Here is a 15,242-nt window from a genome sequence, read left to right on the forward strand (position 1 = left end):
CTCATAAAGTAACGAAGGGTGGTAATGCTTCCGATGTATCCTTTTGCCTTGATCTCGTCGTATATGACCACTGCGTTTAGACAACCATCTTCCATACGCAGACTTACATAGTTCTTATATGCATCCAGCTTACCAATTCTTTTGTTTGTACGTTGATAACGCTGAGGTTCATCTTGCTCCAACCATTTTCGTATCGTCTTCGGATCTCTTCCTAATTCTTCAGCAATATGTGTGACATACATTCCTTTCAAGTACATTTCCTTGATCACAAAAAATTCCCCATTCTTGACCATATATTTCTCTCCCCTCGGAGAGTATGTCGGCTAATTATGGGGAATTTTCAACTGCTGATATTAGGTATTTTACAATTGATGTTCACAATCAATAGCATCGAATAAGTTTTCTCAGAATCCTCATAATATTTTGTGTATTTTGGTCTCATAAAAAAACTTTTTAATGGAGTGGAGAGGTATAGTTATCTATCAATCGACTGAAAAGGATATCCGCATTGACAAGCAGAACGCAAAAACAAATAAATTCATGTATAAATACATAATACTACCATTTTTACAAGAATGGGGGATTTCGTACAACCTTATTCATATTATCTAAATAGAGAAAAATATGGAATAACTATATTTTTTAGGAGTATATGTCCACTTGCACTGATTTTTTGACACATTATAAGTGAACGAAAAAAATCTAGCAAAGTCTAATTGTTAGCTATAGTTGTTTGATAGGCAATGAGACTAGTTAGCAATTATGACAGAGAAAGGTGGAAAAAGAAGATGATTGAAAAAAATGCTATTCATTTGGATTATGAGTTATTTGCGGAAGAATTGCCGGATATCGCCCAGTTTACAGTAAGTGCTAATGGCCTAGAAGCTTCAACGATGAGTTCAGTATCAACTGGTGGCTGCTCATGTGCACCATCTACGCTTACATCAGCAATGACAATGAGCTGGTAATTAATTTTGGTACTAGTTTTGTCATGCGTGTGGAAACGTATGGCAAGACTAGCATTTATTAATTGGATATTTACGAAGGGGATTTGAAATGACTATTGAAGTAAACAATATGTGTAAATCCTATGGCGAACATCTTGTACTAGACCAAATTTGCCTAAAGGTTAAGAGTGGAACTGTTTTCGGTATTCTTGGAAGAAATGGTGCGGGAAAAACATCATTGATCGAAACGATGATTGGTATCAGAAAAAAAGATAGCGGTCAAGTAACTATCTTAGATAAAAAAGTTGAATCGGTTAACGACACGATTAAGTATCACGTTGGATTACAACCGCAGAATTCGGCATTATTGCCTCGGCAGACTATATTTGAAACACTAACGTTGTTTGCTAGCTTATATCCTAATCCATTGCCTGTTGAGCAAGTGATGAGTCAATTAGGTTTAGATCAAATAAGTAACAAGCGAATCAATCATTTATCAGGTGGACAGAAACAGAGGGTATTGTTAGCAGTAACAATGATAGGTGATCCGAAGTTATTAATTTTGGATGAGCCGACAGCCGGTCTCGATCCACAAGTACGCAGATCATTATGGTCAGTTATTCGCGATTTACGTGATCAAGGCAGAACAATTCTCTTAACTACTCACTATATGGAAGAGGCAGAACAGTTATGTGACGAAGTAGCTATATTACATGACAAGCATATCATTGTGCAAAATAGCCCTCAACAGATTATAACTAGACAGCAAACAAAGACATTAGAAGATGCCTTTGTTTCATTAACAGGTAACTTAGTGGCGGAGGGATGGGATTAATGAGTGAATCTTTCAAAAATGTGTTTAAAGCAGGGTTTAGGGAGACAGTTAGGGATGTGAAAACAATGTTTTTTATGAATTTTTTTCCTATATTCTTTATTGGATTATTTGCATTAATAGGTGCACAGGTTGGAGATATAAATGGTATATCTGCTTTTGTGTTCATGCTTCCTGGCTTACTTGTATTCATATTGTTGCAAATTGCTGTATTTGCAATAATGCAACCTCTTGTGGAAATTAAAAAAAATGGCACGATGGCGTTATTTGAGCTAACTCCATTGAAGAAAAGGGAATTTATATTCTCTATGCTGTTGTTAAGAATGATATATGGCTTAGTATGGGTAATTATATTAATCGGAATACTTTTAATGTTAGGGTCAATTCATATTTCTCAATTATTTTTATTATTTGTAGTGGTTTTCTTAGGAATGTTTATGATATTTACGTTTGGTATATTGCTTAGTACATTTTTCAACAGTGTAGAGGCAGCAGGCACATGGGGTGGATTTATTATTGTCTTTATCTATATGTTTAGTGGTGCTGGCGGCATGTTGCCTAATGTCAAAGGTTTTATGAAGACAGTATCACAATTTAATCCGTTTTCCTATTTAAATCAAGCTTTACAGCAAGTAGTTTTTAAAGATACGTTAACGTTTCCGTTGTTTGTAAATTTGCTCATTGTTATAGGTACAGGGCTGATATTCATGATAGTTAGTGTAAAAACATTTAAATGGAATTTGGAGGTGAAGTAGCGAATGAAGACGTTAGAAGAGTTGTGTGGTATCGGTAAATTAATGTCTGTTCCTCAAAGAGTGTTACATTCTCACGGAGATCCTAAATTTCCCACATTTTCATCAATGCTTGGAGATTTAAATGCAATTACATTGCTGAGTGGTAATAATTTCGGAAAAAAGATGGAGGTTACAGGTGCAGGAGGGGATGTTGACGATGAGATGGCACGTACAAAATGCATAGCAGAAACATTAGAACGATATTGTTCATGTGTTTATGATGAACGTCAATTTATATTAGCATCGCCTCTGGAACTAGGTAATGAAGCGCTTGATTTACAAAACATTCCTATGTGCTCGGAATTAGAATTAGAACATCCGCGCTGTCCCATAAGAAGACCGCCTTTATATAATGAAAAAATAAGATGGGTGCGTGGGGTTTCATTAACTACCAATCGCTTGGTTTGGATTCCATCTATCATGGTTTACTTATTCATTCCATATCAAAGTGACGCAGAGCGTTTTTGGCTACCAATTTCAACAGGTTGTGCTTCTCATGTATCCTATGAAAAAGCTCTTATTAATGGCATTTTAGAAGTTATTGAGCGCGATGCTATAGCGTTAACATGGTTACATCAGTTACCTTTACCTAAGCTTCAGTTTAATGGAAATATAACTGAAGAGGTTCATCGTTATAGTCAGAAAAATGAGCAATTTTTCTATGCTAACAATTACTATTTTAATGCTACTACAGATTTAGGTATACCGACAATTTATGCAGTGCAGCGCACCAAACATAATAAACAACTTGCTAATATGGTAATGTGTACAACCGAACTTAATCCAGAAATAGCATTAACAAAAATTATGAGAGAAGGAGCTTCTTGTCGGGCTGCCTTACAAAATAATCAACCACCTGCTAAAGAAGTGGACGAGTTCATTAATGTGATTGATGGTGCGACTTATATGGGATTACCAGAAAATAGTCAAGCGTTTGATTTTTTAGTTGAGTCTGTAGAAATGCAGGAATATTCAAGTATGAAAAATTTGGAGACAGGCAGTGACAAGTTGGATTTACAATTCTTAATTAAACATTTGGAAAGTTTGGGTCACGAAATTTTTGCGGTTGATCTTTCAACAGATGAATCAGAACGTGCAGGGATGAAAGCAGTGCGTGTTATTATCCCAACTTTGCAGCCGCTTTCTTTTTCGCATCGTGCAAGATTCCTTGGTACGAACCGTCTGTACAAAGCTGTTGAAAAAATGGGTTATGGACTGCGAACGGAGGCGCAAATTACAACATATCCTCAACCATTTGCATAGGAAGGAGAAGGGGCTAATGTGGCAAATTTTTTCGATTGGTAAATTCGGAGATGCAATATGGAAATTTTTGAATGATTCAGGAATTCAATCAAATCACGTGGTGTTGAAAAATGAATGCGAACTTTTAATTCCCTCTAATTTATCAGGCGTTTTATTCATTGCTAATTATCAAAGTATCTCTTTATTGCGCCAACTAGATGTGGAGGTGCATAAGCAGAGTATTCCATTCATACCTGTTATATTGGATAGTCCCTTGTTAGTAGTTGGACCAGTGATCATACCAGGTAATGAGGGATGTTATCATTGCTATCATCAGCGTATTATGCAACATCATCCTAATGCAGAACTTACCCGTAGTGTCCAGCAGCATTATAACGATCAGCAAATAGAAGGAGTCCAAGGTTATCACCCGGCAGATGTTATATTAATTGGTAGTTTATTGAAAAAAATAGTTGAATCTCCAGAATTATTTCAAGGTAAGTTTTTCCTATTAAATGAAGTGACGAGAGAATTGAATTGTAGTAGCGTTACCGGAGTGCATAATTGTCCACGTTGTGGATTACAACGCGATGAGGCCACAAGAGGGTATCTTGGTTTAGCGCAACATTTAAGAATTGAGAATGGGCTAATAGCTGAGGAGGTGTGACTGATGGCTCAGGTTATGCATGCTAGAGAGATGGGAAGAGCAGTCTCAACGGATTTGCAATTTCAATTTCCTAATTGCCCGCAAGTATCGGATTGCGTTGTGGTTATTCCGATAAAGGAGCAAGGTCTATATTTTGAAGGTTCTGCAGAAAAACAACTAATACGTGGAAAAGCTAGTGAAACATTTTTGCCTAGATTGTTGGAACAGTTAGATGGGAAAAATACATTCTCTCAAATTTGTGAGTTATTACCAGAATTTCCGCAACATTTTATTTATAATGCATTAGCACTACTTTATATGAGAGGATTACTGTTTGATGGTACAGCTGATATAGAGCATCAAGATAACCCGTACTTACAGTTTATACAAAGACATATTGACCATACACGAGTAAATAGTAGTATACGAGACTGTATTCACCGATTGCAGGAAAGAGAAGTATGCTTATATTCAGATGTAAGTTCAGATATGAATCGCAAACAACTAGCAGAATTGCTTGCATTGTATCCAATCCCCTTACGAATGTGCTCAGAATTACCAGAGTTATTAGTAGTAGATAGACCTATTGCCGTTTATATTCAGAATGAGTATACAACTCGTGACGAGTTGTTATCATTCGGTAGATTTTGCTATAAGCATGGTGTTCCATGGCTGCTTATAACGATATTTAAGGAAACAGTGTATCTAGGGCCTCATTTTGAAAATTATGAGACGTTGTGTGTGGAATGTTTTGAGCAACAATGGCCTATAGCTAATACTGATGATGGGTCTGTTAACATGTCACTAGGAGCTATGCAAATGGCGATGTCAAGTGTAGCAATTGACATTGTAAATTGGAGAAGTCGATTAACTTCCACACCTTTTTTGCGTGGTGTTCAGTCATTTCATACTACTACTATGGAGCAAGGATTTATTGAGATGATGAAGTTGCCTGCATGTAACTTATGTGGATGTCAAAGTACAGCTAGTAATGAGCAGCTTTTGGTTGCACGATTTGAGGATCATATTGCATTTTCTTCAGCACATCATTTAAATCCGAAGGATCATCAAAATCACTACAAGCCAATTAATCTTGAATTGGCGTCATTGTCTACGTCCTATCCAAGTGCTCTACAGATTAACTTAGATAACTGTGAAGAGGATTCGTTGCTGAAAAAGTGGAGTGAAGTATGGCGATATATGGCTGGTTGGAAACACAAGCAGATAAATAATCGTCCAAAACGGTGGTCTCCAACTGGTGGAAATTTAGGTTCAGTAGATTTATATATTGTCATTAATTCTATTCCTAATTTGAAAAAAGGAGTCTACTTGTACGGTCCGAAGAATCATGTACTGGAATGTTTAGGTGATGATGATATGGCGACGCAGCTTTTATCATGCTTGCCACATGACGAACATGCATGTGGATATATTATACAAGTTGGTTTATATGGGAAAGTAGCATCTAAGTATCATCAATTTGCATACAAGATTATTCATCTAGATGCAGGAGTAGCATTTACTCAAGGTAGATATACTGCGTATAATACTGGCTTGAAGTTAGAAGTAGCTAGCCAATGGTCAAATCAGGTAATTAGTAGCATTCTTCATCTAGATAGTTTATATGAACAACCAACTATTGTTTCCGTTATGGGGGGTGGGTATCTTGAACCCTAATAATATAGTACAAGAATTAATAAAAGAAGAATGCTTCAATGTATGGAACAATCCATCTGGAGATAACAGTAATTTTGATGCATTTGGCTCTTTGAGAAGTTGGAGGAAAGTTCTTGATGAACGAGAGTCAGTTAGCTTTTTTGACAAAGAAAAGGATGTTGAATATGACGACTTAGTTCAGATGCTAATTAATAATGAGAAATTTATAGAACAAATTGCAGGCACGTCTTTACTTGAGCAGTACTTACTGATTAATCGCGTCAATACGCACAATGATGAAGCATTTTCATCGCAAAAAGTATATCGGTATTCTTATTCGCAAAATTATATTCAAGAAGTTGCTGATATTCCTCAACATTTGACACAAGAACAACTCATGTTACAGAAAGAATTTGCTAATGCTGCTGTTGTCGTATTTTATGTTGGGAAAATAGCTGATCGAACCGCTACCTGCGGTGTGACTGGTTATACAAACTTATTAACAATCGCGGGCATGGTTGCTCATAATATGTGGTTACATTCGCTTAGCCGTGGTTATGAAGGGACAGTATTTGCGGGATTATTGCCAAGAACATTAAGAATGTTTACGGATATTGATGGATTTACAAAAGCACAGATGTTTGCTTATTGTTTCGGTAAACGGTAGTAAGTTGAAGTTAATATAGCTTTAGGACTTCTTAAATTTGTAGACCCACCCATATCGGGTATCTTTATAATATTTTTGTGTAGAAATAAGGGTCAATCTGAAAAAAGGGGGGGAGAACATGTTACAAGAAAAATATGCGAAATCAATGAATGAGGAGTTGGAACTCTATTCTGAAGAATTATCTTCAGAAATGAATTATTCTGATGTTGGTATTAATTCTTGTTTTGGAACTTTGGCTTGTTTTGCATCAGCAGGCAGTTGTTTTGGAACAGCATCGACCGGCGGTTGCGCAAGCGGCTAGTAAACTTATTTTAGGAGGTAGTAGAAATGATTATCGATGATGAAAAGTATGTTTCGATGGAATTGTACGCTGAAGAGTTGAAAGATGAGCTGAACTATTCAGGAGTCGTATCTCCACAGGCTTGCGCAGCTTGTTTTGGAACAGCTGCAAGTTTTGGAACTTGTTTTGGCACTGCAGGGTCTTTTAGTAGTATTGGATAATCATTAACTAGTTTATTGAAGTAGTTGCATTGAATTTAGAACATTGGCTTAGCTAGATACTAATTAGTTGAATCAATGTTCTAAATTCTCATACTTATGAGCAACATTGATGTGTTTGACCGTGGTATTGTTTGGTTGATAGTTCATAATTAACCTGTCCTATCACTTGATTAACGAATCCGAGTGCGTTCAGAAATATGAATATGAATCCTATCCACTAGCCTATGAGATTGTAAGTCAGTTTATTTAGGATAAAAATCCTAATTTATGATGGGAGTTGAAGAAGTTGAGTAGCATGGGAGGACTATTTGAGGGGAAAATTTTAACGGCACCCAATCAACAAGCTGATATATCAGATATGCTCTCTTGGGATATATCTCTTGCTCCAGATATAGATATTTATGAGGTGGATGAGGAGTTTATCGTCTATCAAGCAACCACAATGAAGTACTATAAAATTGGAAAGTTATCGAAGGATATTTTGGATAAAATCCGCGAGTGCTCTAATATTGGAATAGAGGAAATTATATTATTTGCTCTATCTCAAAAACAAATAATATCTAATGAGACCAAACAACTAGTAATACAGTTTTTACAACATATGTTAACTTGTCAAGTAATTATTCGTAATAATACGTTAGATTCATCTAACAGTGCTAATGAATTTGTAAATCTTAAATCGATTAAACAAATAAGGCCTAAGCCATTTTTGAAACTCATTCAATTAGGCTCTTTTCCTCAAATACTTCAAATACTCAGTAAGTTGGTTCCTAATCTATCATACCGTATGTGGAAGATATTATTTATTTCTATTCCAATATTTTCATTGTGCGTCGCAATAATTACTATGCTAAGATTTTCATCGTCTTATAAAACTGCCAACTTTTGGTACTTGATAATTCCGCTAATGTTTATACAAATTATTATTCATGAGATTTTTCATGCAGTGTGTTCATTGCGTTTAGGAGGTAAAATTCGTAGCATAGGGTTTGGTTTGTTATACTATATAATTCCTGTTGGCTATATTGATGTAACAGATAATCATTTGCTTGGACGAAAAAAAAGAGCTGTCATTGCATTAGCGGGACCAATGTTTGATAGTTTGGCTATATTGTTGACAGTAAGCTGCGTATGGCTAGTTCCTAGCATAAGTGATGTGCTATATACTTTTTTAATGTTACAGTTTAGCATTTTAATTTTTAACTGCAACTTGTTGTTACCAAGTGATGGATTGAGATTTGTGGAAAATTGGGTTAACGTTGTTCATTTGCGAAAGCATAGTTTTGAAATACTAAAGCATAGTGTGCTACGTCAGCCTCTGCCTATTTATTTGTCACGGTTCTCCTTTAAAAAAAGATGTCTATACATAATTTATAGTATTACAGCTACATTGTATATTCTCTTTTTTATTACCTTTGTATTGTTCTCATATTGGCGAGTATTTGTAACGTGATTTTTTATTGTTATGTCTAAGATATCAATCCAGGAGGTTACTATGCAATCAGAATTAACAGTTATATCTGCTGAGTTCAATTTAGCAAGGATAAACGTACTACCTCTTAGCCGATTAAGTGGATTAATACTGGATAGCAGTCAGCAAGTAATAACACAAATACGTATTTTAGAGCAACAATTAGATGATTTACAAGATGCTGTGTTAACAGCATTACATCACTCTATTCCAGCATTGGGAGAACAGAGGCAACTTGTTCGTTATGTACTGAAACTACAGCGGAATATTTTTAATAAACGATATGGTTTAATAGATCCTGCTATTATCGAAGAGATATATCCTATTTTAAGCAAGGAAGACGCAATTAGCATAAAAACGTGGATAACATATTTTAAAGACTGGCAACTAAATCATAATAAATTACTTCAGGTACTTAGTTCAGAGAAGCAGCAAGTTGTTGATAACTTCACTGATTGGTTAATGAGTAATGATGTACACCTAAGAGAAATGTTGCAAGGATTAGCGTTAGCAAGTCCCGAAATGTTAAAGGCAGTATTAGATCAGAGGATACCATGGAATAAGCCAGCTCATAAAACAATGAGAGCGTTCTACCGTTATTTACAACGTATAGTTGTGAAGACAAGTCCATTTAGCACATTTACACAAGTAGGTCATGCAATTTGGGAGCCATCTTCTGAAGATATAGATCAGTGTTTAATGAAAAATAAAATTAACAGAGAGCAAAATAACATACCCCGTTCCAATATCTATCTCAATCGGGCAGTAATTTATCATATTATTACTGCTCTAGCTAATAACAAATCATGGAGGAATAGTTTTAACTACAACTTGTCTGCACAGGCAGAAGGTGAAGATGGTGTTATTAGATTTGCGGTTAAATCTAAGTATACAAATGGATTTTATTGGAGCGATGTTGAACCGTTTGTACAAAATAATATGCTAAAAAGACTTGATAGCTTGCAACATAAAACATTTTCATATGAATTATTTTTGGAACATATTAACCATAGTGTGTATTTGGAAAAGTTGTGTGATACATTGCAGTTGCTTCGTCCAATAGCTCCTGTTTATGGTGAAGGAGCTTCGTTTTTTGAGCAGTTTGCTGAATGGGTATTTACTCAAAGAAGAGAAAACTGGTTTGAACTAGAATTATTATTAAGAAAAGTGGCTGAACATTTACAAAACCTTGAGATGAATTGCAGTGCTCAAGTTAGGATAAATCATATTTTTCAACTACGAAATGAGTTAATTTCAATATTCAGGTTATTAGAGTGTGCTGCTCCAAAATGGCTGGAAAAAGCAACTTTGATATATGAAGAAGTGCGCACGAATATACCGATTTCTCCATTAAAACAAGAGATTCAAAATGAGTTAGTTAAACTAACGTCGCATATTAAACCAAGTTTTGAATTTTATAGTGAATACGGTGTGCTTATTGATTTATTTAAGAGTAAATATAATCCGTATGCAAAAGTACCATTACTTGATTTTTTAAGTTCGATTGCTTCTGATGAACAACTGATGTCTAAGTTTCAATATATGATGCAATCTGGAAAAGTTGACTTACCTCGCACGGGCAAGTGTGTTCCACCTGCTGTAGTGATGTATTATTATCAAACATTGTCTGGAAGTTCCATAGGGTTAAAAGATGAAGAATGTGGATTAGTTATCAATAAAGTTGGAGGAACAATTGGTAGCATAGTTTCTCGGTTTACCAAGGTACTGGGTAGTGATTATCAAGCCGCAATTAAAGATTGGATAAGACTGTGTTTTCCTGAAGCAATTCCTATGGAACTAGCTATTGGTGGAGATTGGAATGCGTTGCAAGGTTATTATGGCATTGCAGAATATTATTGTACAGGCATTGGGGAAATTTTTGATCCTAAAGCTACACATGTATTAGAAGAGATAAGTTTAAGGCTGGACAAAGATGGGGAAGTATTTGAATTTGTTGATACTAAAGGGACAGTAGTTGCACCTATTTATGTAGGATCTGTACCAGCATATTTTAAGCAAGGGATAATGAAATTACTTCTTATAATGATTAATCCGTGGAAGGTTATTACTCCATATGGCATTAATCCACAGCCTTGGAAAACATTTGATTTAAAAGAGGGCATACAACATATATCACGACAAATGTTTGGGAAAGTTGTTTTAAGTCGTGAGCAGTGGATTATTAGTGTGACAGATATCCCTCAATTCCCCAATCATTTATCAGATATAGAACTTTTATTGAATATAGACAAATGGATTATGGAAAATCAGTTGCCAGAGGAAGTATTTGTAACATGCATTGGAGCCAGTGGTCATCCAGAAGGAAAGCCTATTTGGATACATTTTAAAAACTTTTATAGTGTTGAGTTTTTTAGAAATTTATTAAGTGACGAATCTGTATGCGGATTGTGGATTCAAGAAGCTTTGCCTAATTTGTCGGAGCATCAGTTTAAAGATGAAAATGGTAATCGATTTGTATCAGAGTGGATGAACTTGGTACACATTCATGATTAATGATTATGTTTAAGGAGAAGATCAGAATGCATGAATGGTTGTATTATAAAATATATAGCGAGAGCAGTGATCACATTGATGTGATGATAAAGGAGATTGTAGCACCAGCTTGTAAACTACTTATACAGCATGAAATTTATCCGGAAAAATGGTTTTTTATCCGCTATGTTGATTATACTGGTTTTCATTTGAGGGTGCGATTTAAAATCTCTATCCAAGATTTAGATCAAGCATCCAATGTATTAGAGAGCTATTTTTCAGAAATTACAACATGTGTACTAAAAATGGATGCGGCTCTTCATAGGTCATTAATTCCTATTCAACAAAATCATATAAATAAGAATTTTGAAAGTGCAGGAACAATTGAGTTAGCAGTTTATGAACCGGAAATTTCGAAATATGGTGGTATTGAAGGAGTTGTAAAAGCAGAAAACATCTTTCAGCATTCTAGTGAACTGGTATTAGATCGGATAGAAGATATTATAGTTGGCCAGATAGATCGTTATTTGCTAGGGTTGGCAATTATGAAGTTAAAGTTAGATACATTATTTCTGCATGAAGAGAAAGATGAACTTCAATTTTTGCGGCACTATTTATTTTATTGGACAGGTGCGAACTATTCTGCTGGTGGGCAACAGTTAGCTAAAAAGTTTCTAGACTTAACTACAAAAAAGGTAATAGCAATTGAAAGTGATATGACTGAATTGCTACCAATCGTAAATCTCACATATATTTCCCAAGTAGCTTCCACTACTGAGCAGGTGTTAAACATATCAAATAAATCAAAAGTGGAGTTATTATTTCATTATATACATATGATGAATAATAGATTAGGAATAACTCCCCTAGAAGAAGCATACTTGGCAGCTATTTTAATTAATATGAAAATGAACAGGGGAAGTTAAGAAAAAGACTCGTTTTTCACACTATAACCTGCTTGCTAGGCAGTACCGACAAAAATACGGACGCTCGTTCTTTAGCTTCTTGTTCGTATTTGTTGTGCGATGAAGGAGCGAATTGGACTGGTCGATTGTTTTACAGCCGGTTCTCCGTGGTAGGGAGCCCAGAGAAAGCGAGTTTTCCCCATTGTCATCGTTGTAGAGTCATTTAGTAGTAATTCTTTGGAAAGGCCAGCTTGCGCCTGATTTTACGATTATATTTGCGGGCAATTAGTTGGATCAGCTCTTTGAATCATCAAATAATTGAACGAATTAGCGGAGGCTTATCTGAAGATAGCCGATCTTCAGAAAGATCAGGATAGCAGAAATTTACATTTCCTGATAATGCTAAAGTTAGTTCGTTTGACAAGCTGGATCGGGAATTACTTCTGATACTGGCTAAACGCATTGAAGTAAGTGGGGGTAGATGGTGGTGATAATCATCATTTTTTAAATGTTGACTCTGCTTACTCAACTAAAGTGAAGTCGGTGGCGTTATTGATAAAGAATAATACAGAATGTTGAGCCACTTATAAATGCTGGGTTTTAGTTGTAGAACAGTATCATGAATATCGGTAGTACAGAGGACTGAAAAGTGCATTGATGTAAAATCGATGTAAAAATTGATCGGAGAACAACCAAAAAGAACATAAAGATGACGCCAGGAATTGTTGATCCTGTGCGTCATCTTTGTTGTCAGGAAGTTTTATTTTTTAATAACGATTCAAACTTATCAGCAGCAGCTTGGTCAGCTGGTCGAAGAGCGTGACCATAGATATTCATTGTTGTGGTAATGCTTCCATGACCAAGTCGCTCCGATATTATTTTGGCATGTACGCCCTGGTTAATCAGAATGGTAGTAGATGTATGCCGCAGGTCATGAAACCGGATATACCGGAACCTATTTTTCTTAATGAACTGTCTGAACCAAAGATAGGGCCGTTCGTGATGGAAAGGTTGTCCATTAGGATGTGAGAACATGAAAAACCAATCCCCACCTCGCCAATCATCGCCCATATCATTACGTTCATTTAAGCGGTAAGCGTAGTAATTCTTCATCTCCTCAAGCATTGACTTTGGTAAAGCAACATTACGATTGGAATCTTTTGTTTTCGGATGCTTAACGATTATGTTTCCCTTCAGAGCATGTATCATGCTTTGTGAGACTTTTATTTCGCCGCTATCCCAGTCGATATGCTTCCATTCATGTCCGAGCAACTCGCTTCGACGCAGAGCGGTTGTAAGTGCCAAAGTAATCATAACTCTCCAGTGATATGGTTCTTTCACAAGGGCTTGCAGCATTTGTTCAACTTCCGTATCATCATAGGGGATGACCTCTTTAGAGGTAACCTTCGGTTTTTGCACATCCCCTGCAGGATTACGCTTAATAACTTGCCATTCAACTGCACGATTAAAGATGTTCTTTAATATGCGATGCTGCAAATGAATGGTTCCAGAAGCTAGTCCTCCGCTCTTTCTATCTCCGCGACTACCGTCTTTCTCAAGTTCACTAAGAAAATCAACAATATGAAGAGGCTTAATATCCTCTAGTCGATCGGTGGTAATAATGGTTCGGAAGCAAATGGGCATCATTTCAATAAAGTGATAGAGTATCTGGGAAGTGGAGAGAAAAATGAAGAGCCAGAATAGTATTGGTGTTGTAAATAAGGTATTTACCATGGACCTCTGTCAATAGACTGGACACAAAAAGAAAGACTATATTAGGCGGATAAGGACAAGAAGTCTTCCATCTGCTGGGGAGTTTTATACCCAATAGCAGAATGAATACGATTACGATTATAGCGACCTTCTATATATTGGAATAGCCTTGTACGAGCATCTTCAAATGAACTAAAGACCGTTCGATAGACCATTTCCTTCTTTAATATGGCATGGAAGCTTTCAATAGGAGCATTATCATAGGGACAACCCTTGGCCGAAAAGGATTGCCTTATTCCCAGTGCTTTGAGCTCTTTTCGATACTCATGACTCGTATATTGACTGCCTCGATCCGAATGGAGGATAACTCCCTTAGCAGGCTTCTGAGTGGATACAGCTTGATGAAGTGCAGATAACACACAGGCTTTATCCATTGTTTCACTGAAACACCAACCAATAATTTTTTTTGTAGATAAGTCCAGAATCGAAGCTAAATAGCACCAACCCTTATTAAGAACGTGGAGTGAAGTAAGAGACAGGGCGTAGTCGTACTATTTCCCTGTTTCTCCTTCCCGAACCGGACTTGCACCTCTCAGCGCATCCGGCTCTCCATTTAAGTGTTGCTCAAAGCAAAGGCGACTTCGCTATAATAGGACTCAATTGTTCGGGGATTCTCGGGACGTAGAATGTATGGATTTTCAGCCGGACTTCGCCATGTGAACCAAGATTTGCGACTGGTTATAAGTCTTTTGAGTGCCAGTTCCTCATAGAAGCCTCGACTATTCGGTCCTTGAAGCACCCAGATTTTAGCCTTACCTTTTTCAGGGGAGCGGACATAATTTCGCATCAACTCTCGGAATCCGCGCTTGTACTTTCTTGCCAGCCAGTATCCGAGTTTCCAGAACACCGTGCGATCTACTTTGCTGTATATCGTCGCTGTGTGGTCGGTGTATTGATAGAAGTTTGCCCATCCTGCAAGTTGTCGGTTAAGACTTTCAATCAAATCCATCGTGTTCATGCCGTAGTTCCCTGACAGTTGCTTGACTAATTTCTCAGTAAATCGACGGTATTTCTCCCATGGAATGGACGATACAGGACGCATTTGTCCCCGGGCTCCCCGTTTGCGAATGATACGATGACCTAGGAAGACAAAACCGTCATTCACATGTGTGATATTTGTCTTTTCCATATTCAGCGTAAGTTTCAGTCTATCCTCGAGAAATTCACGGCATGCTTCACGCACTTCTTCCGCATGTGCTTTAGTTCCTTTGACGACGACCACAAGGTGAGTAGACCAAGGGAATCGCACCCCTAGTCCCTCTCAGAACCGGACGTGAACCTCTCGGCTCATCCGGCTCCCATTATCCAGTCGCAG

Annotated in this window: 15 protein-coding genes and 1 pseudogene; 12 read left to right on the forward strand and 4 right to left on the reverse strand. The window is 36.8% G+C overall.

Going from position 1 to position 15,242, the window contains the following annotated elements:
- On the reverse strand, positions 1-293 hold a 293-nt coding region (locus J2T13_RS25390), incomplete at its 3' end, for a terminase gpP N-terminus-related DNA-binding protein (protein ID WP_429375406.1).
- Between the two features lie 495 nt (positions 294-788).
- Here J2T13_RS25390 and J2T13_RS25395 point away from each other — a divergent pair.
- The 12 genes from J2T13_RS25395 (at position 789) to J2T13_RS25450 (ending at position 12,175) form a co-directional block, all read left to right on the forward strand.
- On the forward strand, positions 789-968 hold the full coding sequence (locus tag J2T13_RS25395) for a hypothetical protein (RefSeq protein ID WP_429375408.1): 180 nt from the start codon (positions 789-791) through the stop codon (positions 966-968).
- An 88-nt stretch (positions 969-1,056) separates the two neighbouring features.
- Complete coding sequence (locus J2T13_RS25400) at positions 1,057-1,782, forward strand: ABC transporter ATP-binding protein (protein WP_429375409.1); 726 nt, start codon at positions 1,057-1,059, stop codon at positions 1,780-1,782.
- Positions 1,782-2,534, forward strand: coding sequence for an ABC transporter permease (locus tag J2T13_RS25405; protein ID WP_429375411.1), 753 nt, complete (start codon positions 1,782-1,784; stop codon positions 2,532-2,534). The genes J2T13_RS25400 and J2T13_RS25405 overlap by 1 nt, the downstream gene beginning before the upstream one ends.
- A gap of 3 nt (positions 2,535-2,537) precedes the next feature.
- On the forward strand, positions 2,538-3,836 hold the full coding sequence (locus J2T13_RS25410) for a YcaO-like family protein (protein ID WP_429375412.1): 1,299 nt from the start codon (positions 2,538-2,540) through the stop codon (positions 3,834-3,836).
- 16 nt (positions 3,837-3,852) lie between these two features.
- Positions 3,853-4,482: a TOMM precursor leader peptide-binding protein gene (locus J2T13_RS25415; RefSeq protein WP_429375414.1), complete on the forward strand. Its 630-nt coding sequence runs from the start codon at positions 3,853-3,855 to the stop codon at positions 4,480-4,482.
- 3 nt (positions 4,483-4,485) lie between these two features.
- The gene (locus J2T13_RS25420; protein WP_429375416.1) at positions 4,486-6,138 is read left to right on the forward strand and encodes a hypothetical protein; all 1,653 of its coding nucleotides are present in this window, start codon (positions 4,486-4,488) and stop codon (positions 6,136-6,138) included.
- Positions 6,128-6,784, forward strand: coding sequence for a hypothetical protein (locus J2T13_RS25425; RefSeq protein WP_429375417.1), 657 nt, complete (start codon positions 6,128-6,130; stop codon positions 6,782-6,784). Before J2T13_RS25420 ends, J2T13_RS25425 begins: the two co-directional genes overlap by 11 nt.
- Positions 6,785-6,902: 118 nt before the next feature.
- Entirely contained in the window at positions 6,903-7,085 is a 183-nt protein-coding gene (locus J2T13_RS25430) for a thiocillin family RiPP (protein WP_429375419.1), read from the forward strand.
- Positions 7,086-7,111: 26 nt separating this feature from the next.
- Positions 7,112-7,285: a thiocillin family RiPP gene (locus tag J2T13_RS25435; RefSeq protein WP_429375420.1), complete on the forward strand. Its 174-nt coding sequence runs from the start codon at positions 7,112-7,114 to the stop codon at positions 7,283-7,285.
- Positions 7,286-7,571: 286 nt separating this feature from the next.
- Positions 7,572-8,738 (forward strand): hypothetical protein, encoded by a 1,167-nt coding sequence (locus J2T13_RS25440; RefSeq protein WP_429375422.1) that lies wholly within the window; start codon positions 7,572-7,574, stop codon positions 8,736-8,738.
- Between the two features lie 42 nt (positions 8,739-8,780).
- The gene (locus J2T13_RS25445) at positions 8,781-11,270 is read left to right on the forward strand and encodes a hypothetical protein (protein ID WP_429375423.1); all 2,490 of its coding nucleotides are present in this window, start codon (positions 8,781-8,783) and stop codon (positions 11,268-11,270) included.
- 26 nt (positions 11,271-11,296) lie between these two features.
- Positions 11,297-12,175 (forward strand): thiopeptide-type bacteriocin biosynthesis protein, encoded by an 879-nt coding sequence (locus tag J2T13_RS25450; RefSeq protein ID WP_429375424.1) that lies wholly within the window; start codon positions 11,297-11,299, stop codon positions 12,173-12,175.
- A 729-nt stretch (positions 12,176-12,904) separates the two neighbouring features.
- On the opposite strand, the gene J2T13_RS25455 is transcribed toward J2T13_RS25450, so the two are convergent.
- The 3 genes and pseudogenes from J2T13_RS25455 to J2T13_RS25465 all read right to left on the reverse strand — a co-directional run bounded on the left by J2T13_RS25455 (position 12,905) and on the right by J2T13_RS25465 (position 15,176).
- Positions 12,905-13,801: a tyrosine-type recombinase/integrase gene (locus J2T13_RS25455; protein ID WP_429375426.1), complete on the reverse strand. Its 897-nt coding sequence runs from the start codon at positions 13,799-13,801 to the stop codon at positions 12,905-12,907.
- 128 nt (positions 13,802-13,929) lie between these two features.
- Positions 13,930-14,412 (reverse strand): annotated as a pseudogene (locus tag J2T13_RS25460) (IS3 family transposase); the annotation flags it as partial.
- A 68-nt stretch (positions 14,413-14,480) separates the two neighbouring features.
- Positions 14,481-15,176, reverse strand: coding sequence for a group II intron maturase-specific domain-containing protein (locus J2T13_RS25465; protein WP_429375428.1), 696 nt, complete (start codon positions 15,174-15,176; stop codon positions 14,481-14,483).
- Positions 15,177-15,242 lie beyond the last annotated feature (66 nt).

Source organism: Paenibacillus sp. DS2015, assembly GCF_050433705.1.
Classification (GTDB): domain Bacteria; phylum Bacillota; class Bacilli; order Paenibacillales; family Paenibacillaceae; genus Paenibacillus_AQ.